This window comes from Pseudooceanicola nitratireducens, from assembly GCF_900109195.1.
Taxonomy (GTDB): domain Bacteria; phylum Pseudomonadota; class Alphaproteobacteria; order Rhodobacterales; family Rhodobacteraceae; genus Pseudooceanicola; species Pseudooceanicola nitratireducens.
Genome location: NZ_FNZG01000009.1, coordinates 1 through 20,878, shown reverse-complemented (window position 1 = coordinate 20,878; position 20,878 = coordinate 1). Strand labels below are relative to the sequence as shown.

Annotated in this window: 20 protein-coding genes; 10 read left to right on the top strand and 10 right to left on the bottom strand. The window is 63.7% G+C overall.

The window, feature by feature from the left end:
• The first annotated feature begins 52 nt into the window (after positions 1-52).
• The 4 genes from BMX99_RS18405 to BMX99_RS18390 are packed head-to-tail and all read left to right on the top strand — an operon-like array spanning position 53 to position 4,030.
• Positions 53-1,051 (top strand): glycosyltransferase family 2 protein, encoded by a 999-nt coding sequence (locus tag BMX99_RS18405; RefSeq protein WP_170848869.1) that lies wholly within the window; start codon positions 53-55, stop codon positions 1,049-1,051.
• Entirely contained in the window at positions 1,044-1,712 is a 669-nt protein-coding gene (locus tag BMX99_RS18400) for a serine O-acetyltransferase (RefSeq protein ID WP_093455047.1), read from the top strand. Before BMX99_RS18405 ends, BMX99_RS18400 begins: the two co-directional genes overlap by 8 nt.
• Positions 1,705-2,676, top strand: a complete 972-nt coding sequence (locus BMX99_RS18395; RefSeq protein ID WP_244525694.1) for a glycosyltransferase family 2 protein — start codon at positions 1,705-1,707, stop codon at positions 2,674-2,676. The genes BMX99_RS18400 and BMX99_RS18395 overlap by 8 nt, the downstream gene beginning before the upstream one ends.
• Positions 2,677-2,683: 7 nt before the next feature.
• Positions 2,684-4,030: an oligosaccharide flippase family protein gene (locus tag BMX99_RS18390; protein ID WP_093455045.1), complete on the top strand. Its 1,347-nt coding sequence runs from the start codon at positions 2,684-2,686 to the stop codon at positions 4,028-4,030.
• A gap of 1 nt (position 4,031) precedes the next feature.
• Here BMX99_RS18390 and BMX99_RS18385 read toward each other — a convergent pair whose 3' ends face one another.
• The 9 genes from BMX99_RS18385 to BMX99_RS18345 form a co-directional block, all read right to left on the bottom strand.
• The gene (locus BMX99_RS18385) at positions 4,032-4,295 is read right to left on the bottom strand and encodes a spike base protein, RCAP_Rcc01079 family (RefSeq protein WP_093455044.1); all 264 of its coding nucleotides are present in this window, start codon (positions 4,293-4,295) and stop codon (positions 4,032-4,034) included.
• A gap of 84 nt (positions 4,296-4,379) precedes the next feature.
• Positions 4,380-5,255 (bottom strand): glucose-1-phosphate thymidylyltransferase RfbA, encoded by an 876-nt coding sequence (rfbA, locus tag BMX99_RS18380; protein ID WP_093455043.1) that lies wholly within the window; start codon positions 5,253-5,255, stop codon positions 4,380-4,382.
• Entirely contained in the window at positions 5,252-6,106 is an 855-nt protein-coding gene (gene rfbD / locus BMX99_RS18375; protein WP_093455042.1) for a dTDP-4-dehydrorhamnose reductase, read from the bottom strand. The genes rfbA and rfbD overlap by 4 nt, the downstream gene beginning before the upstream one ends.
• Positions 6,103-6,801 carry a sulfotransferase family 2 domain-containing protein gene (locus BMX99_RS18370; RefSeq protein ID WP_093455041.1) on the bottom strand — a complete coding sequence of 233 codons (699 nt, stop codon included), beginning with the start codon at positions 6,799-6,801 and terminating at the stop codon, positions 6,103-6,105. The genes rfbD and BMX99_RS18370 overlap by 4 nt, the downstream gene beginning before the upstream one ends.
• Entirely contained in the window at positions 6,801-7,853 is a 1,053-nt protein-coding gene (rfbB, locus tag BMX99_RS18365; protein ID WP_093455040.1) for a dTDP-glucose 4,6-dehydratase, read from the bottom strand. The genes BMX99_RS18370 and rfbB overlap by 1 nt, the downstream gene beginning before the upstream one ends.
• Positions 7,850-8,419, bottom strand: coding sequence for a dTDP-4-dehydrorhamnose 3,5-epimerase (gene rfbC / locus BMX99_RS18360; RefSeq protein WP_093455039.1), 570 nt, complete (start codon positions 8,417-8,419; stop codon positions 7,850-7,852). The genes rfbB and rfbC overlap by 4 nt, the downstream gene beginning before the upstream one ends.
• 49 nt (positions 8,420-8,468) lie before the next feature.
• Positions 8,469-9,308, bottom strand: coding sequence for a tyrosine-protein kinase family protein (locus BMX99_RS18355; protein ID WP_093455038.1), 840 nt, complete (start codon positions 9,306-9,308; stop codon positions 8,469-8,471).
• 31 nt (positions 9,309-9,339) lie between these two features.
• Complete coding sequence (locus BMX99_RS18350; RefSeq protein WP_093455037.1) at positions 9,340-10,902, bottom strand: GumC family protein; 1,563 nt, start codon at positions 10,900-10,902, stop codon at positions 9,340-9,342.
• On the bottom strand, positions 10,902-11,759 hold the full coding sequence (locus BMX99_RS18345) for an ExeA family protein (RefSeq protein ID WP_093455036.1): 858 nt from the start codon (positions 11,757-11,759) through the stop codon (positions 10,902-10,904). The genes BMX99_RS18350 and BMX99_RS18345 overlap by 1 nt, the downstream gene beginning before the upstream one ends.
• A gap of 689 nt (positions 11,760-12,448) precedes the next feature.
• Between BMX99_RS18345 and BMX99_RS18340 the strand changes: the two genes are divergently transcribed.
• The 6 genes from BMX99_RS18340 to BMX99_RS18315 all read left to right on the top strand — a co-directional run bounded on the left by BMX99_RS18340 (position 12,449) and on the right by BMX99_RS18315 (position 20,426).
• Positions 12,449-13,147: a sugar transferase gene (locus tag BMX99_RS18340; RefSeq protein ID WP_093455035.1), complete on the top strand. Its 699-nt coding sequence runs from the start codon at positions 12,449-12,451 to the stop codon at positions 13,145-13,147.
• A gap of 183 nt (positions 13,148-13,330) precedes the next feature.
• Complete coding sequence (locus BMX99_RS18335; protein ID WP_170848868.1) at positions 13,331-15,808, top strand: tetratricopeptide repeat protein; 2,478 nt, start codon at positions 13,331-13,333, stop codon at positions 15,806-15,808.
• 973 nt (positions 15,809-16,781) lie between these two features.
• Complete coding sequence (locus tag BMX99_RS18330; protein ID WP_244525693.1) at positions 16,782-17,390, top strand: polysaccharide biosynthesis/export family protein; 609 nt, start codon at positions 16,782-16,784, stop codon at positions 17,388-17,390.
• Between the two features lie 25 nt (positions 17,391-17,415).
• Positions 17,416-18,888: a hypothetical protein gene (locus tag BMX99_RS18325; protein ID WP_093455033.1), complete on the top strand. Its 1,473-nt coding sequence runs from the start codon at positions 17,416-17,418 to the stop codon at positions 18,886-18,888.
• A gap of 41 nt (positions 18,889-18,929) precedes the next feature.
• Positions 18,930-19,673, top strand: coding sequence for a rhomboid family intramembrane serine protease (locus BMX99_RS18320; protein ID WP_093455032.1), 744 nt, complete (start codon positions 18,930-18,932; stop codon positions 19,671-19,673).
• A gap of 330 nt (positions 19,674-20,003) precedes the next feature.
• A complete protein-coding gene (locus BMX99_RS18315; protein ID WP_093455031.1) occupies positions 20,004-20,426 on the top strand; it encodes a VPLPA-CTERM sorting domain-containing protein in 423 nt (140 codons plus the stop codon).
• A 136-nt stretch (positions 20,427-20,562) separates the two neighbouring features.
• On the opposite strand, the gene BMX99_RS19780 is transcribed toward BMX99_RS18315, so the two are convergent.
• Positions 20,563-20,878: hypothetical protein (locus BMX99_RS19780; RefSeq protein WP_175480278.1), on the bottom strand; the 316-nt coding region annotated here is incomplete at its 5' end.

Genomic DNA, 20,878 nt, shown 5'->3' with positions numbered 1-20,878 from the left:
ACCTGCTAGACACCCGAACAGCAGTTTCAGACGTTTGACCTTCTTTTTTCCCATGCCCCAGCCCCCCCGTTCCATCGCCGTAATCATCGTCAATTACGGCACGGCCGACCTGACCATTCAGGCCGTCGACAGCGTGCTGGCGCAGCAGCAGGCCGAAGGGGCAAAGGGCTATGAGGCGCAGGTGCACCTGGTCGACAATGCCTCGCCCTCGGGGGATGCGGCGGTCCTGTCGCAGGCACATGCGGACAGGGGCTGGGGCACGCGGGTTTCGCTTTATCTAGAGACTGAAAACCACGGCTTCGGGCGGGGCAACAATGTCGTGCTGGACCGGCTTGCCGCCCAAGGCACACCGCCCGATTACGTCTTTCTGCTGAACCCCGATGCGCAGCTGGAAAACGACGTGCTGTCGATCCTCCTGGCCCGCGCCGAGGCCGATGCGCGCATCGGCATGGCGGGGGCGGGGATTTCCCTGCCGGGGGGGCGCCCCGTGACGGCGGCCTTCAGGTTCCCTTCGGCCCGGGCGGATTTTGCCCATGCGGTGAACTTCGGGCCGATCAGCCGGCTGTTCAGGACGGTCGAGGTCGCGCTTCCCCCCGATCAGCCCGAAGGGCCGGTCGATTGGGTTGCCGGTGCCGCGGTGCTGATGCGGTTTTCCATGCTGCAAGAGATCGGGTTCTTCGATCCGGTCTTCTTCCTCTATTATGAAGAGGTCGAGCTGATGCATCGCGCCAGACAGGCGGGCTGGACGATCCTCTATGTGCCGCAGGCGCGGGTGATCCATGCCGAAGGGGCCGCGACCGATCAGAAAAGCAGCCGGACCGAGCGTCGCGCAAGGCCGGCCTACTGGTACGACAGCTGGCGCCATTACCACGCCAAGACCCATGGACGGGGCGGGGCGATCCTGTCGGGGCTGGCCTGGATGGCCGGGGCCGGTCTGAACTATGTAATCGCGCCGCTACGCGGACAGGCCCCCAAGGCCCCGCGCAACTTCTATCCCGATTTCTGGCGTCACGTGATGCGCCCGCTGATCGCGGGGGCCCCGCATGGCTGAGCTTGCCCCAAGGGACCTGCCCGCCGGCGTCGATCCGGCGCTATTCGACCCTAATCTAGGGGTTTCCAATGAAAACCCCAAGGGTCTGTCCTTCTGGTCGCTGGTGGCCGAGGATTATCGCACCCATGACAGCGATCCCCTGTCCCAGGGGTTCTGGGCGCTGTTCTGGCACCGCTTCGGCAATTGGCGCATGGGCCTGCCCAAGCCCGCCCGTGTGCTGGCCACGCTGATCTATCGGCTGATGGCCAAGCTGACGGAATGGATGGGCGGCATCTTCCTGCCCTATACGGTGCGCGTCGGCCGCCGTGTCCGGCTGGAGCACTTCGGCGGCATGATCCTGGTGGCCCAGGCCATCGGCGACGACGTGATCATCCGGCAGAACACCACCTTCGGGATTGCCGGGCTCTCGGGTCTGCAGAACCGTCCCGTCATCGGCAAGGGTGTCGAGATCGGGGCCGGCGCGGTGATCGTCGGATCGGTGCATGTGGGCGAGGGCGCGGTGATCGGGGCCAATGCCGTGGTGACCCGCCATGTGCCCGCCGGGGCCGTGGCCGGGGGTATTCCCGCGCGGGTCCTGAAGATGCGGCCCGGCCATGAGGGCGCGGAGGATGCCCGGAATGGGACCGCGAGCGAGACCGTGAATGAGCGCCCGAATGACTGAGCCGGTGATCGCCGCCATCCTCATCGGGCGCAACGAAGGGGCGCGGCTGCTGGCCTCCCTCGCCTCGGTCAAGGATCTGGACCGGGTGGTCTATGTGGACAGCGGCTCCACCGATGGCTCGGTCGAGGCAGCGCGGGCCGCGGGGGCCGAGGTCGTGGCGCTCGACATGAGCAAGCCGTTTACCGCCGCGCGGGCGCGCAATGCGGGAATTGAGGCTCTACGTCAGGGAAAAACGCCCGATCTGGTGCAATTCATCGACGGCGATTGCGAATTGCAGCCCGGCTGGATCGCCACGGCCCGGGCCTTCCTTGTGGCCAACCCCCAGGCCGCTGTCGCCTGTGGCCGGCGCCGCGAACGCTTCCCCGAGGCCTCGATCTACAACCGGCTGTGCGACTTCGAATGGGACACGCCCCTGGGCAAGACGCGTTCTTGCGGCGGGGATGCTCTGATGCGGATGGAAGCATTGGAGGAAGTCGGCGGCTATGATCCTACGCTGATCGCGGGGGAGGAGCCCGAGATGTGCGTCCGCCTGCGCGCCAAGGGCTGGGAGATCTGGCGCTTGGATGCCGAGATGACCCTGCACGACGCCGCGATGATGCGTTTTGGCCAGTTCTGGAAACGCGCCAAGCGGGGCGGCCACGCCTGGGCCGAGGGGGCCGCGATGCACGGGGCCCCGCCGGAACGCCACAGCGTGCCGCAGGTCCGCCGCGTGCTGCTTTGGGGGCTGGTGCTGCCCCTGGTGATTCTGGCGCTGGCGCTGCTGGTCAGCCCCTGGGCCCTGGCGCTGGTGCTGATCTATCCGCTACAGATCGCCCGGCTGGCCCTGCGCTCGGGCGGCGGCGGGGAGGCCTGGGAACGCGCCTGGCTTCTGACTGTCGGCAAGTTCGCCGAGACCCAGGGCGTACTCCAATACCACCGGAGCCGGCTGTCGGGCCGCCGGTCGGGGTTGATCGAATACAAGTGAGGCAGAGATGAGCGCAGAGCCACAGGGCAGCCTGAAAAAGCGCACCGTGAAAGCGGGCGGGTGGCAGCTTTTCCAAGTTGTTCTTGGGAACCTGATGCGCCTAGGCAGCAACTTGATCATGACGCGGCTTCTGGTTCCTGAAGCGTTCGGCTTGATGTCTTTTGTAATGACTATCGTCACAGCCTTTACCTTGCTGAGCGATATCGGAATTCAACGTTCTGTCATTCGAGATGCAGATGGAAATACTACGCACTATTTGCGTGCAGCATGGGTTCTCCAGATTTATCGCGGCAGCCTGATTGCTGCAGGAATTTTTCTGACTGCGGTCCTGACAGGTTTGTTTGCGCCGCATTATGCCCCGGAAGGTACGGTCTATGCAGACCCGCAACTTCCTTTCCTTTTGGCAGCTATTACCCTTGTGCCCTTTCTGGATGCACTGAAATCCACCAACCAATTTTTAGCATCGCGTCTATTTCACAACGGGCGATCTGCTGCAGTTCAGATTGCGGGTCAATTTTCGGCACTCGTAGTACAGGTTTCTATCGCGTATTTTTGGCCTTCAGTGTGGTCCCTGATCATTGGCACCACCTTGGGGCAATTAGTGAAGACACTTATTTCACATTTGGTATTTCAAGGTCCAAGGATGGCTTGGAAGCCAAACCAAGAAATATCTAACCGCATTTGGAATTTTGGGAAATTCCTGATGGCCTCCTCCACGTTAACATTCGCAGCAACAAATGCCGATAAATTTATTTTGGCCAGCTTTCTGGAGTCGGCAGAATTTGGGCTTTATGCTATTGCATTGGTGTGGATTTCTGCCGGTCAAACATTATTGAACCGCCTATCCCAAGGCGTTGGCTTTGCTGCTATCGGTGAGGTGTTGAGAGTCCGTCCAAATGACGCACCTTCTTTGTTCAAGCGGTTTCAGCGTGTATTTGACGGCCTTTGCATTTTAGCCTTCATCGCGATGTTTTTCTTTGGAGAGCCTTTCATCAATCTTCTTTATACCGGAAGTTATCAGACAGCGGGTCACTATCTGACACTTCTTAGCCTAGGCTTTCTGACACTGCGCTTCGACTCAATGAACATGCTCATTCTGAATCACGGAAACAGCCGGGCTATGATGGTTGTCTCCGGTATACGCGCTGTTGTCGTCGTGTCTCTTCTACCTGCAGCTTTTGCAGTGGCAGAGGTACCTGGCGCGCTTCTCGCAGTGGCGCTCACGCCTCTCAGTTCGGCACCCTATACGATCTGGCTGATCCGGCCGCTCTTGGGCGAAGGTTACGCCGCACGGCAGGTGCTCTGGGTCGTGGCCATCCTGCTGACGGCCGTGGCGGTCTATCTGACCTACTGACCTACGACAGCCCCACGATCCCCAGGGCCGTCGTGCCTGTCGCCAGAACCCGGCGCACGCGCAGGGGGAAGGCCACGCCGGCCGCCACATGCACATCGCCCGTTACACCAGTGGCCGTGATCACGCGCAGGGTTCCCGCCTGAGCGACGTTGATCGCACGGGTCACCCGCGCAAGGTCGGTCGTGTCGTCTGGGGTGATCGCCTCGATATGCAGGGCGGGGCTTTGCAGGCCGGACTGGGTGCCGGCGAAGGGATCCTGGGGCATCGGCGCATCCTTTCGGGGTCAAACGCGGGTCCGGTGCTTATGCTCCGAACCGGTTTACGACCCCTTAAGCGACCGTGCGTTGCGTCACTTCCCCGCCAGCCGCGCCAGGTACTTGCCGTACTCCGTTTTGCCAAACAGCGCGGCGCGGCGCATCAACCCCTCGTCGTCGATCCAGCCCTGTTCATAGGCGATCTCGTCGGGGCTGCCGACCTGGAGGCCCTGGCGCATCGTCAGGGTCCGCACGAAGTTGCCCGCATCCAGAAGCGAGGCATGGGTGCCGGTGTCCAGCCAGGCATAGCCGCGGCCCATCCGTTCCACCGACAGAAGACCGTCGTCCAGGTACATCTGCAGCAGCGTCACGATCTCAAGCTCTCCGCGATCCGAAGGAGTGACCGCCTTGGCGCGCTCGGGCGCCGTGCCATCCAGGAAATACAGCCCCGTCACCGCGTAATCCGAAGGCGGCACGGGCGGTTTCTCGATGATCTCCTTCACCGTGCCGTCGGGGGCGAAGTCCACCACGCCGTAACGCTCGGGATCAGCCACGTGATAGCCAAAGACCGTGCCGCCCTGGGGCTTGGCATCGGCCGAGGCCAGCAGCTTGGGCAGGCCCACGCCAAAGAAGATATTGTCGCCCAGCACCATGGCCGAAGGCGCGCCGTCCAGGAAATCCTCGGCCAGAAGATAGGCCTGCGCCAGACCATCGGGCGAGGGCTGGACAACGTAGGACAGCGACAGCCCCCATTGCGATCCATCGCCCAGAAGACGCTGAAACTGGGCCTGGTCGTCGGGAGTGGTGATGATCAGGATCTCTCGGATGCCGGCGAACATCAGCACCGTCAGCGGGTAGTAGATCATCGGCTTGTCATAAAGCGGCAGCAGCTGCTTCGAGACGCCCATGGTGATCGGATAGAGCCGCGTCCCCGAGCCCCCGGCCAGGATGATGCCCTTGCGTTTGGTCATTTCAATGCTCCCAGATCTGTCAGGACGGCGCGCAGGCCGCGGGCCCAGTCGGGCCTTTCAATATCAAATGCCGCATGAAGCGCGCCGCAGTCCATGCGGGAATTCAGCGGTCGCGCGGCGGGGGTGGGGTATTGGGCCGTGGGGATTTCTGTCACGGTGACGGACCGCCCAGCCTGATCAAAGATCGCCTGGGCGAAATCGGCCCAGGAGACGTCCGGTGCCCCGGAAAAATGGTAGGTTCCGCTGGTTTCGGGTCTGTTTTGCAGCACTTCTGCAATCCGCAGGCAGGCCCCGGCGATATCCGCCGCAGGGGTCGGGCCGCCGATCTGATCGCCGACGATGCTCAGCGCATCGCGCGTCTCGGACAGACGCAGCATGGTCTTCACGAAGTTCGCCCCATGGGCGGAAAACACCCACGACGTGCGCAGGATCGCAAAGCGCCCGCCGGCGGCGCGGATGCCATCCTCTCCGGCCAGTTTCGTGCGGCCATAGGCATTGGCCGGGTTCACCACATCCTCGGGGGTCCAGGGGGTCGTTCCGTCGCCCGCAAAGACGTAATCGGTCGAGATATGCACGAAGGGAATGTCCCGCGCGGCGCATTCGACGGCCAGCGCCGTCGGCGTATCGCCATTGATAACCAGCGCCTCGGCCTCGTGATCCTCGGCCTTGTCGACGGCGGTCCAGGCGGCGGCATTGATCACCGCGCTCGGCGCATGGGCGCGGATCGCCTGCACGCAGGCCTGCGGATCCGACAGATCCGCCTGATCGCGGCCTAGGAAGATCGCATCAGGCGCAAGGCGGGCAAGTTCGGTGGCGACCTGGCCGGTTTTGCCGAAGACGAGGAGGGTCATATCACTGTCTTTTCATGTAAAATATCATCCCATCCATAGCCGAAACGCTCGTAATCCTCGCGGTAGACGGCATGGATCCGACGACACAATTCTTCCGTAAGCAAAGGCACCGATGGACGCTCTTTCATGCGCTTGAAGCCACGTAGGCCCTTGGCCGGTTCGACCGTTTCATGGCCTTTTTGCGCATGAGGTAAAGCCCGCGGCCCATCCTGATTGCCGGCCAACCGATCAAAATAAGCAATGATCGGCGCTTCACCATCTTCCAGCTTCAAAACTGTCGTAGTCCAATCAGGCACCAGATCACTCATTGGTCTGAAATGGTTGTCAAAACAGAATGGATCCTGATTTCTATCCCGTTCAAGCCTTTCCATGAATTTCGGAAATCCGACCCATGTTAAACCCCGATGGCGCTGCGCGTGCCGGAAAGCACTAATGAGACGGTGAACCGGATGTCGTACAATCGTAAAACCATCGACAAAAAATTCCCGGGGGAACAGTCGCTCCAAAGAAGCCGCGTCAATGTGTTGTGGTGACGTTCGGCTCCAGCGGGTCACAGGAGACAAGTCGAAAAAGCGCCGATCTTGAAGAGCAATAGGACCGAAGCGCTTAATTGCATATTCCTCGACCGAAGTTCCCGCGCATTTAGGCACATGCGCGAAATAGACAAGCTTTTCCTCAATTCTCAGGATGGGCATCAGGCGCTTTTCCCCAGCCGTTCACCAACCCCGTCACGCTCCTGAAGCGCACGCCACCAGTCTTCGTTCTCAAGATACCACTGGACCGTCCGGTCCAGCCCTTCTTCCACCGTCACTGAAGGCCGCCAGCCCAGTTCATCGCGGATGCGCGACGGGTCGATCGCATAGCGCGCGTCATGGCCGGGGCGGTCGGTGACAAAGGTGATCTGCTCGGCGTAAGGCTTACCATCCGCCCGGGGGCGTTTCGCATCCAGGATCCCGCAGAGCGTCTTGACCAGGTCGAGGTTCGTGCGCTCATTCTCGCCGCCGATATTGTAGCTGCGGCCAAGCGCGCCCTTCTCGACCACCAGCAGCAGCGCGTCGGCGTGATCCTCGACATAAAGCCAGTCGCGGATGTTTTCGCCCTTGCCATAGATCGGCAGCGGCTTGCCGGCCAGCGCGTTCAGGATGACCACGGGGATCAGCTTTTCGGGGAAGTGGAAGGGACCGTAATTGTTGGAACAATTGGTCAGGACCACGGGAAGCCCGTAGGTCTCGTGCCAGGCACGGACCAGGTGATCCGAGGACGCCTTGGACGCCGAATAGGGCGAGCGCGGATCATAGGCGGTGTCTTCGGTGAACATCACGCTCGGATCGGCGGGGAGAGAGCCGAAGACCTCATCGGTCGAGATATGGTGGAATCGGAAGCCCTCGGGCCGGCCCTGCGCGATCCAATACTCGCGCGCGGCCTCGAGCATATTGTAGGTGCCCATGACGTTGGTTTCGATAAAGGCCCCCGGCCCGTCGATCGAGCGGTCCACATGGGATTCCGCCGCCAGATGCATGACCGCATCGGGCTGATGTTCGGCAAAGATGCGTTTCAGCGCGGGCAGATCGCGGATGTCGGCCTGTTCAAAGACATAGCCCGGCTGATCCGCCACGCTCGCCACGTTGTCCAGACAAGCGGCATAGGTCAGCGCATCGAGGTTCACCACCTCGTGCCCCCGCGCCATGGCCAGCCGCACGACGGCGGACCCGATGAACCCGGCCCCGCCGGTGATGAGGAGTTTCATTGCGCATCCCCCCAGACAAACGGGCTGTCGAACTCCGCCAGCACCTGAGCGGCAGCGTCTTTTTCCGACAAAAGCGGCTCTGTTTCAGGGGAAATCGGCCAGTCCACGCCGCAGCTGTCCCATCTGACCGCGCCGTCACACGCAGGCGCGTAATGGTCGGTGCATTTGTAGATGATCTCGGTATCCGGCTCCAAGGTCAGGAAGCCATGCAGGAAACCGGCCGGAATCCAGAGCTGGCGGCCATTGTCGAAGGACAGCTCCTCTCCGATCCATTTGCCATAGCTGGGAGAGCCCCTGCGCACGTCCACGGCCACGTCGAACAGGCGGCCGCGGCCGCAGCGCACCAGCTTGCCTTGGGCATGGGGGGGCGACTGGAAGTGCAGGCCCCGGATGGTGCCGGTCTGGGCCGACATGGAATGGTTGTCCTGCACGAACTCGGGCAGCTCCAGGCCCTCGGCCAGCAGGGCCTTGCGGTTCCAGCTTTCCGAGAAGAAGCCCCGCGCATCGCCGAAGCGTTTCGGCGTGATCACGTAAACACCGTCCAATGCGGTGGTGTCGATCTGCATCTCAAATTCCTTTCAGGCCCGGGTCCGGGACCCGGACAGATCCGTCAGCTCAATAATATCCATAGTCCGAGGCATAGACGCCATCGGTGTAATTGCACTTGTTCAGAACCACGCCCAGCACGCCCGTGACCTCGGAGATCTGGCGCTCGACCACGTCGACCTGGGCCATCGGGGTCTTCTCGGCCTCGACCACGATCAGCGCCGCATCCACGTGTGTGAGGAAGCCATAGGCATCGTCGGCGGCCAGCATCGGGGGCATGTCGAAAAGCATGTAATCGGGCTGGAAGGTCTCCTCCAGCGCGCTCAGCAGTTCCTCGGTCTGGTGGCTTTGCAGCACCTCGGAGGAATTGCGCACCGCGCGGTCGTTCATGCCGAAGACCAGGTTGCGGTTCAGGCGGCGGCCATGCTGGTCAAAGCCGACCCGGTTGTAGATCACGTCGACCATGCCCTGCGACGGGCTTTGCCCCAGCACCTGGTGCAGCGCCGGGCGGCGCAGGTCGAAATCCAGCGCGATGGTGCGCAGGTCGGGCTGGCGCGCCAGCGACACGGCCAGGTTGGCCATGGTCGTGGTCTTGCCGGCACCGGCCCCGGGGGACACCACCGCGATGCGTTTCCAGTTTTCGCGGCTGGCGGCCTGGATCAGCTTGGTGCGCAGCAGGTCATAGGACGCCGCGGCCGGCCCGCCTTCAAAGGCCAGAAGGCGGCGCGCCTCCAGGCGTTTTTTGTTGATGTCGAGCGCGGGGAAGACCGACCAGGCCTCGTCCAGCGCGTCGCGGCCGGCGGGGGCTGTGCGGGTCGCGGCGGGCGCGGCCTTGGCGGCGCGTTCCCCCAGGGCGGCCTCTGCCCGGCTGGCGCGGGCCTTTTCCAATGCGATCTGAAGCTTTTCCATCGTCTCTGGGTCCTTCTCTCCGGGGGCGGCCTCAGCCGCGCACGCCCAGCTTGTTCATGATGCGATCCGCGATCAGGTCGAGGGGCTGGTAATAGGTGTGCACCGCGTAGATCGAGGCGGGGATCGCCGCGCCGATCACCAGGATCACCGCGATCAGGCTGGCCCGGCGGCGGAACTTTTCGCGCCGGGTGCGCAGGTAGGGCACGGTGGCCAGCGGCGTGATGCCCAGCCCGTTGACCAGGTCGATCGGACGGCGGGCCGAGGTGTTGAGCATTTCCAGCAGGGCGATCAGCGCCGCCCCCGCCAGGATCCCCGCACCGACACCGGCCGCGCCCAGCTTCAGGCGGTTGGGCTTGGTCGGTTCGGTCGGCACCGAGGGCTGTTCCACCACCGTGACTCGCTGGCCGCGCGACAGAAGCTCGATCCGTTCCCCGGTCGAGGCGGTCGCAAGCCGGGCCGAGGCCTGGTTATACTGGTCCTGGATGTTGGTGTAGTCACGCTCCAGCGCTTCAAGCGCGATGGCATTGGCCGAGGTCCGGGCGATCGCATCCTCGAGCTTGTCCAGCTCGACCTCGGTGCGCTGTTTCTGATCGGTGAGCGAGGCCAGCTTGCTGTCCAGCTCGGCCACCTGAAGTTCATAAAGCGTCTGCGCCGGGTTCACCGGCACCGTGGCGTCGCGGGTGCCGCTGCCCTCGGCCTCGACCTGGGCTTCGGCCACCACCAGCGCCAGCTGGTCGACACGCGCCTGCAGCATCTTCACCCGGGGGTTGGTCTCGGAATAGATCAGCAGCGCCTCGCGCAGCTGGGTGCGGGCTTCGTCCAGGGCAACCTGGTCGGGGCTGCGATTGGCCCCCACTTCGCCCGCCTGGACCTGGCCTGTGGCCACGAAGACCTGTTCCAACCGCTGTTTCTGGTCTTCCAGCTCCGAGATGTCACGCTCGGTCTGGACCAGGCGTTCCTGCAGCGCCGTCTGGCGGTTGCGGCGGAAGTCCTGGGCATCGGGCAGGGCGTCGGCATGTTCGGTCTTGAAGCGCAGGATCTCGCCGCTTTGCTGGTCCAGCTGCTCGCCCAGGCGCTGCACTTCCTGTTCGAAGAACTGCTGGGTCTGGGTGGCGCGGCCGGTGCGGTATTCAGTGTCGAGGTTCAGCACCCGCGTCAGGTATTCATTCAGCACCGCAGCCGCCTTGCGGGGGTCCTCGCTTTCAAAACTGATGGTCATCAGCGTGGCCCGGTTGCGGCCCGCCTGGTTGCGGATCGAGGTGCGCGAGCGCATGCCGGCAACGATTTCATCGGGGCTGAGGTTGCGCTGATCGGGCAGCACATCCAGTTCGCGGGCGATTTCCAGCATGTTGGCGCGGGTCAGCAGCTGGGTCTCGAAGATCTGCAGCCGTTCCTCGCCCGACAGCTCGACCGTGGGCGCGGCCAGCTGACCGGGGATCTGCGAGCTTTCCACCAGCAGCCGGGTCGAGGAGACATAGGCCGGGGGCAGGGTGATCGCCACCGCCACCGCAAAACCCGAGATCAGGCCGGCCACGATCAGGAACCAGGGCATCCGCCGGGCAAAGATGGAAATATAGTAGCGGATATTCGACATCAGACCTGTTCCTCGCTTTCAACAGGGGTCGCGCTGAAGAAAAGACCGTCGTCCAGCACCTGGCGGACAAGCTCTTCGGTGACGCGTTTTTGTTCGCTGCTCCAGGCATAGATCATCGCGAATTCGCAGAACTGGTTGACCAGGCGCGGCACGCCACGGGTCTGTTCATACACGATGCGCATGGCCTCGGGGGTGAATTCGTTGCCCGTGCCGCCCGCCTTGGTCAAACGGTGCGAAATATAGGCAGACACGGTTTCGGCATCCATTTCCTTGAGGTGGAAACTGGCCGAGACCCGCTGCGCCAGCTGGCGCATTTCAGGCTTGCGCACGATGTCGCGCAATTCGGGCTGGCCGACCAGGATCAGCTGGATCAGGTGGTCCTTGTTGGCATTGACGTTGGTCAGCATGCGGATCTCTTCCAGGCCCTCGACGGACAGGTTCTGCGCCTCGTCGATGATCAGCACCACGCGCCGGCCCTCGGCGTATTCGCTGACCAGGAAATCCTGGAACGTCTGGAACATGCGCACGTAATCGACCTGGCCATTGGGCAGGTCGATCGAAAAGGCATTGAGCACCCATTGCAGCAGCTCACCCCGGCCGCCCTGGGCGTTCGAGATCAGCCCCACGGTCAGATCCACATCAAGCCGGCTGAGCAGATGCTGCACCAGCGTGGTCTTGCCGGCGCCGACCTCGCCGGTGATCAGCGTGATGGGCGCGCGCGACAGCACGCCAAATTCAAGAACGGAAAAGGCACGGACATGCTGGCTGGACCAATAAAGGAAACTGGGGTCCGGCAGCAGGGTGAACGGTCGTTCGTTCAGCCCGAAAAAGTCTGCATAAAGGGTTTCAGACGACATGGATCTCGCTGCTCAAATACCTGCTCGAATACTCGGGCCCGATATTGTTGGCCCCCGGCGCGCGCAACAGGCGGCACCAAGGCCCTTCGGGTTGGCAACTGTATAGGGATGCCCGGGGGGCAGTTAAAGCCTGCAGCATGGAAAGGACCGCCCTCCTGCAAAGTTGTGACCTCTGCCGCATTCTGCGCGGGCAAAAGCCGAAACAATCTCTCTTGCGGGGCAGGACTGGTCCTGACCGCCTCTCAATCTGCCCAATCCCCAACCTGCCAGGACCAGGCCGGCACCGGATCTGCGCCGGGTCCTTCGCCGGGACCTTGGGCTGGCGGCAAACTGACGCTTGGTTGCGCCGATTCTATGACCGCACGGGGGCATTTTGCCATGCTCGCGTCACATTTGGTTCACGCCTCTGGAACAATCACGAAGCCCATCTGCCGATTGTTCCAGCAAAACTGCCCGATTCTAGGCAAATGCCGCGTTGCGGCATGATCTCGCCTATGGTTTTTCCCATACATTACAAGCGGATAACATTTTTTGCCTTTTTTCAGCTCAAAAGATTTAGTTTACTTGCAGCCAGAGCACCCCATACTTTTGATACCAAGAGCACGGCAGACACCGCCGGAACCCAGTTGCCAGAGTTCCACCAGGCCTTTAGACGTGCACCCATATTTAGACGAACGGATCTTTGATCTATGACCTTTCAACTGCGTGAAACGCCTGTTGCCGAGCCGCTTCCGCGAAGCCTTCTGCGCAAGGATCACAAGGTAAGCCGCCGTATTTATGCGGATCGCCTGAAGCGCGGGATCGACATTTTCGTTGTTTCCGCCGCCCTCATCCTGACTGCACCCGTCCTGATCCCGCTGATGGCGATCATCCTGGTGCTGGCCTCGCTCGACGGACATTCCCCGATCTACCGCCAGCGCCGCATCGGCCGGAACGGTCGGGTCTACGATATCTACAAGATCCGCACCATGGTGCCCAATGCCGAACAGCGGCTCGAGGACTACCTGGCGGCCAACCCCGCGGCCCGCGCCGAATGGGACAGCCACCAGAAACTGCGCCATGACCCCCGGATCACCCGCTTCGGCAACTTCCTGCGGAAGTCTTCGCTGGATGAACTGCCGCAGCTGGTCAACGTGCTGAAGGGCGACATGAGCCTGGTCGGCCCGCGCCCCTTCATGGAGTGCCAGCGCGCGCTTTATCCGGGCAAGGCCTATTACGCGCTGCGTCCGGGCATCACCGGTCCCTGGCAGGTCTCGGACCGCAACCAGTCGACCTTTGCCGATCGCGCGCTGTTCGATGCGGAATACTACCGCGACGTCAGCTTCGGCACCGACCTGCGTCTGCTTTGGCGGACCGTCTCGGTCGTGCTGCGCAGCACCGGTCTCTGACCGGCACCCTGTCCGGAACGATGCGACATCCTTTCGGGCAGACCAGATTGAACGGCCGGCTGGGCGGCCTGATGACACCATGTGCCGCCGGGGGGCCGGCACCAGGATGTGAACGGTTCAGGGTGGGAGGCCCGGATCGGGCATGCTACCGTCCTGCCAAAGTGTGAAATCGGGACCAAATTCGTGAAAAAGATTTTCGTTATTGCCCTGCTGTTGCTGGCATCTGCGTGTGACTCTGCCGAGGACCGCGCCAAGGAACACCTTTCCTCTGCCGTGGAATATGTCGAAGCCGGTGACCCGGATCGCGCGGTGATCGAGCTGCGCAATGCGCTGAAGCTGGATCCCAAGAACCACGACGCGCTGCTGATGATGGCCGAGATCCAGAAGGAACGCGGCAACGTCCAGGGCGCCTTCAACAATTACCGCCGCCTGGTCGAAGCCTTCCCCGAGGATCCCGCCGGCAACCGCGAACTGGCGCTGATCGCCTTCCAGGCCAACCAGTTCACCGACGCCGAACGCTACCTGGACAAGGCCGAGGAACTGACCCCCGGCGATTCCGAACTGGCCGCGATCCGCACCGCGCTGGCCTATCGCCAGGCGACCCTGGACAAAAGCGACGAGGCCATGGGCACCGCCGGCCGTGACGCGGCCGAGCTTCTGGCCAGTGACGACAGCCTGGACGTGGCGCGCCGCGTGGTCATTGCCGACCTGCTGCGCCAGCAGCGCTTCGGCGCAGCGCTGGAAACCATCGACGCGGGCCTGGCCCGCAACGAAACCGACCGCGATCTTTACGCGATCCGCTTTTCCGTGCTCAGCCAGCTGGGCGACAAGGGCGGGATCGAAGATCAGCTGAAGCGCATGGTCGTGCTCTTCCCCGAGGATGACGATGTCGGCGCCACCCTGGTGCGCTGGTACATCTCGGAAAAGCGCATCGACGAGGCCGAGGCCTGGCTGCGCGACCGCATCGACCCGGCCGCCGACAATCCCGAACCGCGCCTGACCCTGGTGCGCTTCCTGTCCGAACTGCGCGGCCCGCAGCCGGCGCTGGAAGAGTTGGAAACCACCCTGGCCATGGATCCGCAGCCTGCCGACGTGGCCGCCGATCCCGCGACCTTCCGGGCGCTGCACGCGGGTTTCCTTTTCTCGACCGGCAAGACCCAGGAAGCCATTGCCGAGATGCAGGACCTGGTCGACGCCCAGGGCACCGAAACCCCCGAGGGCGAGGCGCTGGACCGGCTGAACCGCTACAAGGTCTCGCTGGCACAGATGCAGGGCGCCGTGGGCAACCAGGTCGCTGCACGTGCGCTGGTCGAAGAGGTCCTGGCCGCGGATGCCTCGGATGTGAGCGCGCTCAAGCTCAAGGCCAGCTGGCAGGTGATGGACGACCAGACCGCCGAGGCGATCGTCAACCTGCGCTCGGCCCTGTCCGAAGCGCCGCGCGACGCCGAGATCATGACCCTGCTGTCCGCCGCCTATGAACGCGAAGGCAACCGAGAGCTGATGGCCGAGATGCTGTCGCTGGCGGTCGAGGCCTCGAACCGGGCACCGCAGACCTCGATCCGCTATGCCAACTTCCTGGCACAGCAGGAAAAATACCGCGCCGCAGAAGAGGTTCTGATCAACTCTCTGCGCCTGGCCCCGCAGGATCTTGGCCTGCTGTCGACCCTGGGCCGCGTGCACCTGGCGATGGAAGACTGGGCCCGGGCCGAGCAGGACATCGAACGGCTGCGCCAGCTGGACGATCCCCGCGCCACCGCCCTGGCCGACGAGATGCAGGCCCAGCTTCTGGCCCGCCAGCGCAAGACCGACGACCTGACCAGCTTCCTTGAACAGCTGGGGCAGGGCGACGTGAACTCGGACGCCGCCGTGATCCGCGCCAACCTGCTGTCGGGGCGCACCGAAGAGGCGCTGAGCCAGTCGCAGGCGCTGATCGAGGCCAACCCCGAGGATCCCGCCGCCCGCTTCATCCGCGCGCTGGTGCTGACCATCACCGGGGACTTCGAAGACGGCATCCCGATGCTGGAGGAAACGGTTCAGGATGCGCCGCAGGCGGAACAGGCCTGGAGCGCGCTGTTCAACGCCTATCGCCGCACCGATCAGCCGGAAGAGGCCTCGAACGCGCTGGACCGCGCGCTGGAAGCCAACCCCGGCAGCCTGAACCTGCAGTGGATCAAGGCCGGTGAGCTGGAAGCCGCAGGCGACATCGACGGCGCGATCGGGATCTACGAAAAGCTTTACGAGCAGAATTCGACCCTGGTGGTCGTGGCCAACAACCTGGCCAGCCTGCTGTCGAGCTATCGCGACGACCCCGAAAGCATCGACCGCGCCTATACCGTGGCCCGCCGCCTGAAGGGCAACAACACCCCCGCCTTCCAGGACACCTATGGCTGGATCGCCTTCCGCAAGGGCGACGCCCAGGAAGCGCTGGCCCCGATGGAGGCCGCGGCCGAAGGCCTGCCGGGCGACCCCACGGTCCGCTACCACCTGGCCGAGGTCTATGCCGCCCTGGGCCGCACCGAAGAGGCGCGCAGCGCCTATGAGACTGCCATGCAGCTGCTTGAGGACGCCAACACTCAGCCGCCGGGACTTGCCTCGCGCATTTCCGACGGTCTGAAGGCCCTGCCGGCCCCCGGCTCGGCAGAGACGGGTACCACGGAGTGATCCGGACCCCGGGTTGATCCTGGGCTGATCCGGGGCTGATCCGGGGCTGTTCGTAGCAAACGGCCCCCGGATCTGACGTCCCACCTCAAGCCTTGATCGCGCTCCCATCCGGGGGCGCGATCTGTTTTTGGACGTTTGGTTTCTGGCGCGCGCAGGTCCCTTCAAACCCGCTCTCCCCACACCAAGGCTCATTGCAAAGGGCAGCCTCATTCCAAAAGAGGCACCACGAAGCTTGATCTTCGCGGCGAACCTCCAGCCCCAAACCGGCGCGCCAACCCTCAGAGGTCAGCGCTGAGGGCACGGGCCGTCCGCAGGAAGCCTGATCACGGACGGAGCCCCGGGGCACAGTCTCCCTCAAACCGGACCGCCAACCTCAGAGGTCATCACAAAGGGCAGCGCCGTCCCGCGGGGTGGCGCATAAGCGCCGCCCCAGGGGGGCGGGACGGCGCTGCCCGGCGTATACGCCGGGCGGGTGCCTTTGCCCAAGGGTATCTAGGGGGGTGAGGGGGGCAGCGGATCCCCCGACTTCAGGAAACACCCTGTTGCGCGTCCCGGACCTGAACGCCCCCCGAAACCACACCCGATCCCGCCCTCAAATCCGTCGAATCCCGCTCTCGCGCGTCGGGCAAAAGTGTTAAGTATTGTTAAGTCCGCGAAAATTTTCGTGGAAACAGCCCCAACCAACAATACCTTTCAGAAACAAAAGGATAACACCCATTTTCCGCAAAATTTGACGCCGGATTTGGTACCTCAGGGCCAAAAACACGCGTTTTTGCCAAATCCCGTCCGAAATCACGCCCGGATCCACCCTCAAATCCCCGCAGCCCGCCGCAGACCCCGGGAAACGCGGCTTTCCTGCGTCACTCGGGCCAAAAAACCCTGCGAAAGCCGCATCCCGGTGCGCAGGACACTAGCGGGACAGGGGCTTTGCCCGTAAGGTGCGGAAAAAACGAGGGACATCGAGGATCTTTCCATGACCAGATTTCTGTCCGGCCTGATGCTGGCCCTGATCGCCGCCGCCGGTTTCCTGACCCTGTCCGGGGGCAAGGCCGCGGCCCAATACGCCATTCAGCCCGGCGACCAGCTGCAGATCGAAGTGCTGGAAGACAGCAGCCTGAACCGCGGCACCCTGGTGCTGCCCGATGGCACGATCACCTTCCCGCTGGTCGGCACCATCCGCGCCGCCGGTCAGTCGGTGTCGCAGGTCCGCGCCGTGATCACCCGCAAGCTGGCCTCGAACTTCGCGAATGAGCCCAATGTCTTCGTCACCGTCGCCCGCTTGGCCGACAAGGGCCCGCTGGTGCCCGCGGCCCCCGACACCATGCGGATCTACATCATGGGCGAGGTCAACCAGGCCGGCCTGATCGAGGTCGACCCCTCGACCACCCTGCTGCAGGCGCTTGCCCAGGCCGGTGGCTTCACCCGCTTCGGGGCGCAGAAACGCGTACAGCTGCGCCGCACCCAGGGCGGCAAGACGCGGGTCTATACCTACAACTACAAGACCGGCGCCGGCATCTCTGGTGCCACGGTTCTTTCCGAAGGCGATGTGATCGTCGTTCCGGAACGCGGCCTGTTTGAGTAACCGGACAACCTGAGGGGGGCTCTCCATGCGGGGAAGGCAGACGGCCGGCCGCCATATCGGGCCATCCGACGGCAGACCTGTTGCGCCTGCCGGCAGTCGGCGCAGGACATCCCAGGCGCTGATTGCCGCGACCTGCTGCGGCGGGCTGACCCTGGCCGCGCTGACGCCCGTCTGGGCCCAGGATAGCGGCGGGTTGCAGATGCGCTTTGGCGTGCAATCCTCGCTGCGCTCTGACAGCAACTACAACCTCTCCACGCCCTCCAGCGGGCGTGGCACGGTCTTTGACACGCAGCTCAGCTTTGATCTGACCAGCGAGACGCGGAATTCCACCCTGACCTTCTCGGCGGCGACCACGGCCCGGGCGGCGCGGCTTCCCGCCCCAGCCGGATCGCTGTCCGCGATCGAGGATCCCAGCCTGCGCTTTGGCTATACCCGCACCGGGGCCCGCAGCAGCCTGACCCTGAACGCGCGCTACAACCGCGCCGATCTGGATTTCGTCGATCCCCTGCGCGATCCGATCCTGATCGAAGATCCCAATGCGCCGGGCAACCTGATCCTGACGCCTTCGACCGGCACCCGGACCGCCCTGGGCTATGGCCTGGGCTACGAGACCGGGCGCGACATGCCCCTGGGGCTCAGCCTGCGGCTGGATCACTCCGAACTGGATTATGACGGCACTGTCGGCACCACGCGCTATGACACGGAAACCGACAGCGCCAGCGCCAGCCTGCGGCTGGATCTGACGCCCACGACCGTGGCGACGCTGACCGCCAGCGGTAGCGATTACACCGCCCGCGACCTGGCCGCGACACAGCGCGAGACGCGCAGCCTGTCGCTTGGCCTCAGCCATGACATCGGCGAGCTGATGCAGCTGACCGCCAGTGTCGGCACCAGCCGGATCGAGATCCTGCAATTCGGCGGCACGACCGTGCGCGAAGGCACCACCTTCGGGCTTGGCGCCACCCGCGCCCTGCCGACCGGACAACTGGGGCTGAGCTACAGCCGCAGCCTGGACACCAATGGCAGCCGCGACACGCTGCAGCTGCGCCACAACCGCGAAACCCCGCTGATGCAGATCGGCCTGTCGCTTGGCCTGACCCGCGGGACGGCCGGCACGACCTCGGTCATTGCCGACGCCAGCGTCTCGCGAGAGCTGCTGCGCGGATCCATGGGGCTGTCGCTGTCGCGCGGCGTCGCGACCAATGACGCGCTGGAAGACGTGCTCTCGACCCGGCTCAACGCCAATTACAACCACGAGATCGACGCGGTCTCTTCGGTTGATTTCGGCGTCAGCTTTGCCCGTGTCGAGGACGGCGGGGCAGGGGCCACCGCCGAAAGCGACCGCAGCACGATCTCGGTGACCTACAACCGCGCCCTGACCGAAGACTGGCAGATGAGCGCCGGCGTCGAGCATCGCCGCTATCACCGCGCCGCCGGCACGGCGCAGGGCAATGCGGTCTTCGTCACCCTGGGTCGCAGCTTCGACATCCGGCCCTGAGCCATGCGGGGCAGCGCGCGCCACAGCCGCCAGGCCCGGCCATGAGCGGGGCGGCTTCCCCGCCCCCCGCAGACCAGCGTGCTGACCAAGGTCCCGCCCAAGGTCCTGCCCAGGGTCGCGGCTGGAGACAGCCGGCGCTGATCGTCCTGCTGATCCTGTCCATCCTGCCCGAGGCCGCGCTGCAGGCCGCCGATCTGGGCCTGTGGTCCGGGGCGCCCGCGCGGCTGCGCCAGCTGGTCTATCAATACGGTGCCTTCTGGCCCGGGCTGCTGGGCGACTGGAAGCCCAACTATCCCGGCCAGCCGGCGCTGATGTTCCTGACCTACGGCTTCCTGCATGCGGGTCTGTGGCACCTGGTGCTGAACATGATGACGCTGGTCTCGCTCGGGCAGATCCTGATCGAGCGCCTGGGCCAGCGGCGGTTTCTGCTGCTGTATACCCTGTCGATCCTGGGCGGTGCCGTGGGCTATGCGCTGATGAGCACGGGCATCACCCCGATGGTCGGCGCCTCGGGTGCGCTGTTCGGCCTGGCCGCCGGGGTCATCGTGGTGTCGATCACCGAAAGGATCGACAGCCGCGAGCCGGGGCGGCTGGTGGTGCGGGCGCTGACGCTGTCGGTGCTGGGGCTGATCGCGCTGAACGTGCTGATGTATTACGTCATGGGCGGGCAGCTGGCCTGGGAAACGCACCTGGGCGGGTTCCTGGGCGGCTGGCTGGCGATCTCTGTGCTGGACCGCAGCATTTCTCCGGGCGAAGAGGCCGGGAATCGCGGCGAATCCGGTTGACCTGACACCACCCTGAGGCGAGAAATATTCCAGGTCCGGGGCGGAAAAAACCGGGGCAGGGGCACTGGACCGGTGTGGATCGCGGCCTAAATCCCCAATGAAGCAAGGTCAAATTAACGCTTTCTTAAGCAAGACGCCGCAAAATGCAGCGGTCGAGATCTGAAAACCGGCGTCAAACCGGGCAAACCAGACAGAGATCGGCGAAGAGTCGCGCAAAAGCTTCGCACCTGCAGAAAAATCATCGTCCCGGGGTGGCATTGTAATGTTTCGATCAACAAACCGTGCTACCTTGGGAAACAGTTGTTCATCCGCTCATCAGGAGTAATCGTTATGAATAAAAGCCTTTTTGCAGCCGTCGCTGCAGCCGCATTCACCGTTGCCAGCTCGGCCTGGGCCGTCACGGTTCAGACCCTGACCGTCAACACCGGCTTCGGCGCTGGCGCCACCTCCTTCACCCTGGCTGAAGACACCACCTATTCCTTCAGCACCGATGTGGGCGGTTTCTCGATCGTTCTCTTCTCGGGCTTCAGCGGCCCCGTCGCCGCCGGTGCCGAGACACTGACCGCCGACCTGGTGGCCGGCGATTACATCGCCTTCATCCTGAACCCCGCCTACGCGGGCACCACGGTCGAATTCACCATCGAGACCGAAGACAGCGCCCCCGCCGTCCCGCTGCCCGCCTCTGCCCCGCTGCTGGCCCTCGGCCTCGGCGGCCTGGGCTACGCTGCCCGCCGCAAGACCAAGGCGGCCTGAGGCCCTCTACCGCTTCCCAGTATCATCCGTTCCGGATGACGAAAGGCTGCCCTTCGGGGCAGTTTTTTGTTGTGAGGGTGGGTACAGCACAAGATGACGCGCAAGACTTCTTATGTGAAATCCTGATCGAGAATGCTCAAAGAGCGCGCTGACGCAAATCTTCGTAGAGGGCCAATGCTTCAGCCTCGAGGTCCGTTTTCGGACCTTCATCGGGCATATGACGCGGAGCGCGGATCTGTGACTGATTAGCGATGAACCCGGCCTTGTCCGAAATACTCAAACAATCGGCCAGCCCAGAAAGCGTCTCGACCGGATGTTCCCGAAGGTTTTCATAGCAGAAGAAATGGCAATTCGGCCCTGCCGCATCGCGGGCATAGCTGTAGGCATCAATCCAGTACTTCAGCCAGAATTCCCCATCCTGCGGGAGCGGATCCGAGAAGCGGATCGGCTTG

Bases quoted from the DNA above. Each gene is read 5' to 3' on its own strand.
- BMX99_RS18345 (WP_093455036.1), bottom strand. From the start codon at position 11,759: ATGTCGTCTGAAACCCTTTATGCAGACTTTTTCGGGCTGAACGAACGA.
- BMX99_RS18340 (WP_093455035.1), top strand. From the start codon at position 12,449: ATGACCTTTCAACTGCGTGAAACGCCTGTTGCCGAGCCGCTTCCGCGA.
- BMX99_RS18315 (WP_093455031.1), top strand. From the start codon at position 20,004: ATGAATAAAAGCCTTTTTGCAGCCGTCGCTGCAGCCGCATTCACCGTT.
- BMX99_RS18350 (WP_093455037.1), bottom strand. From the start codon at position 10,902: ATGTCGAATATCCGCTACTATATTTCCATCTTTGCCCGGCGGATGCCC.
- BMX99_RS18400 (WP_093455047.1), top strand. From the start codon at position 1,044: ATGGCTGAGCTTGCCCCAAGGGACCTGCCCGCCGGCGTCGATCCGGCG.
- rfbC (WP_093455039.1), bottom strand. From the start codon at position 8,419: ATGCAGATCGACACCACCGCATTGGACGGTGTTTACGTGATCACGCCG.
- BMX99_RS18355 (WP_093455038.1), bottom strand. From the start codon at position 9,308: ATGGAAAAGCTTCAGATCGCATTGGAAAAGGCCCGCGCCAGCCGGGCA.
- rfbD (WP_093455042.1), bottom strand. From the start codon at position 6,106: ATGACCCTCCTCGTCTTCGGCAAAACCGGCCAGGTCGCCACCGAACTT.
- BMX99_RS18370 (WP_093455041.1), bottom strand. From the start codon at position 6,801: ATGCCCATCCTGAGAATTGAGGAAAAGCTTGTCTATTTCGCGCATGTG.
- BMX99_RS18325 (WP_093455033.1), top strand. From the start codon at position 17,416: ATGCGGGGAAGGCAGACGGCCGGCCGCCATATCGGGCCATCCGACGGC.
- BMX99_RS18390 (WP_093455045.1), top strand. From the start codon at position 2,684: ATGAGCGCAGAGCCACAGGGCAGCCTGAAAAAGCGCACCGTGAAAGCG.
- BMX99_RS18385 (WP_093455044.1), bottom strand. From the start codon at position 4,295: ATGCCCCAGGATCCCTTCGCCGGCACCCAGTCCGGCCTGCAAAGCCCC.
- BMX99_RS18395 (WP_244525694.1), top strand. From the start codon at position 1,705: ATGACTGAGCCGGTGATCGCCGCCATCCTCATCGGGCGCAACGAAGGG.
- BMX99_RS18330 (WP_244525693.1), top strand. From the start codon at position 16,782: ATGACCAGATTTCTGTCCGGCCTGATGCTGGCCCTGATCGCCGCCGCC.
- rfbB (WP_093455040.1), bottom strand. From the start codon at position 7,853: ATGAAACTCCTCATCACCGGCGGGGCCGGGTTCATCGGGTCCGCCGTC.
- BMX99_RS18405 (WP_170848869.1), top strand. From the start codon at position 53: ATGCCCCAGCCCCCCCGTTCCATCGCCGTAATCATCGTCAATTACGGC.
- rfbA (WP_093455043.1), bottom strand. From the start codon at position 5,255: ATGACCAAACGCAAGGGCATCATCCTGGCCGGGGGCTCGGGGACGCGG.
- BMX99_RS18320 (WP_093455032.1), top strand. From the start codon at position 18,930: ATGAGCGGGGCGGCTTCCCCGCCCCCCGCAGACCAGCGTGCTGACCAA.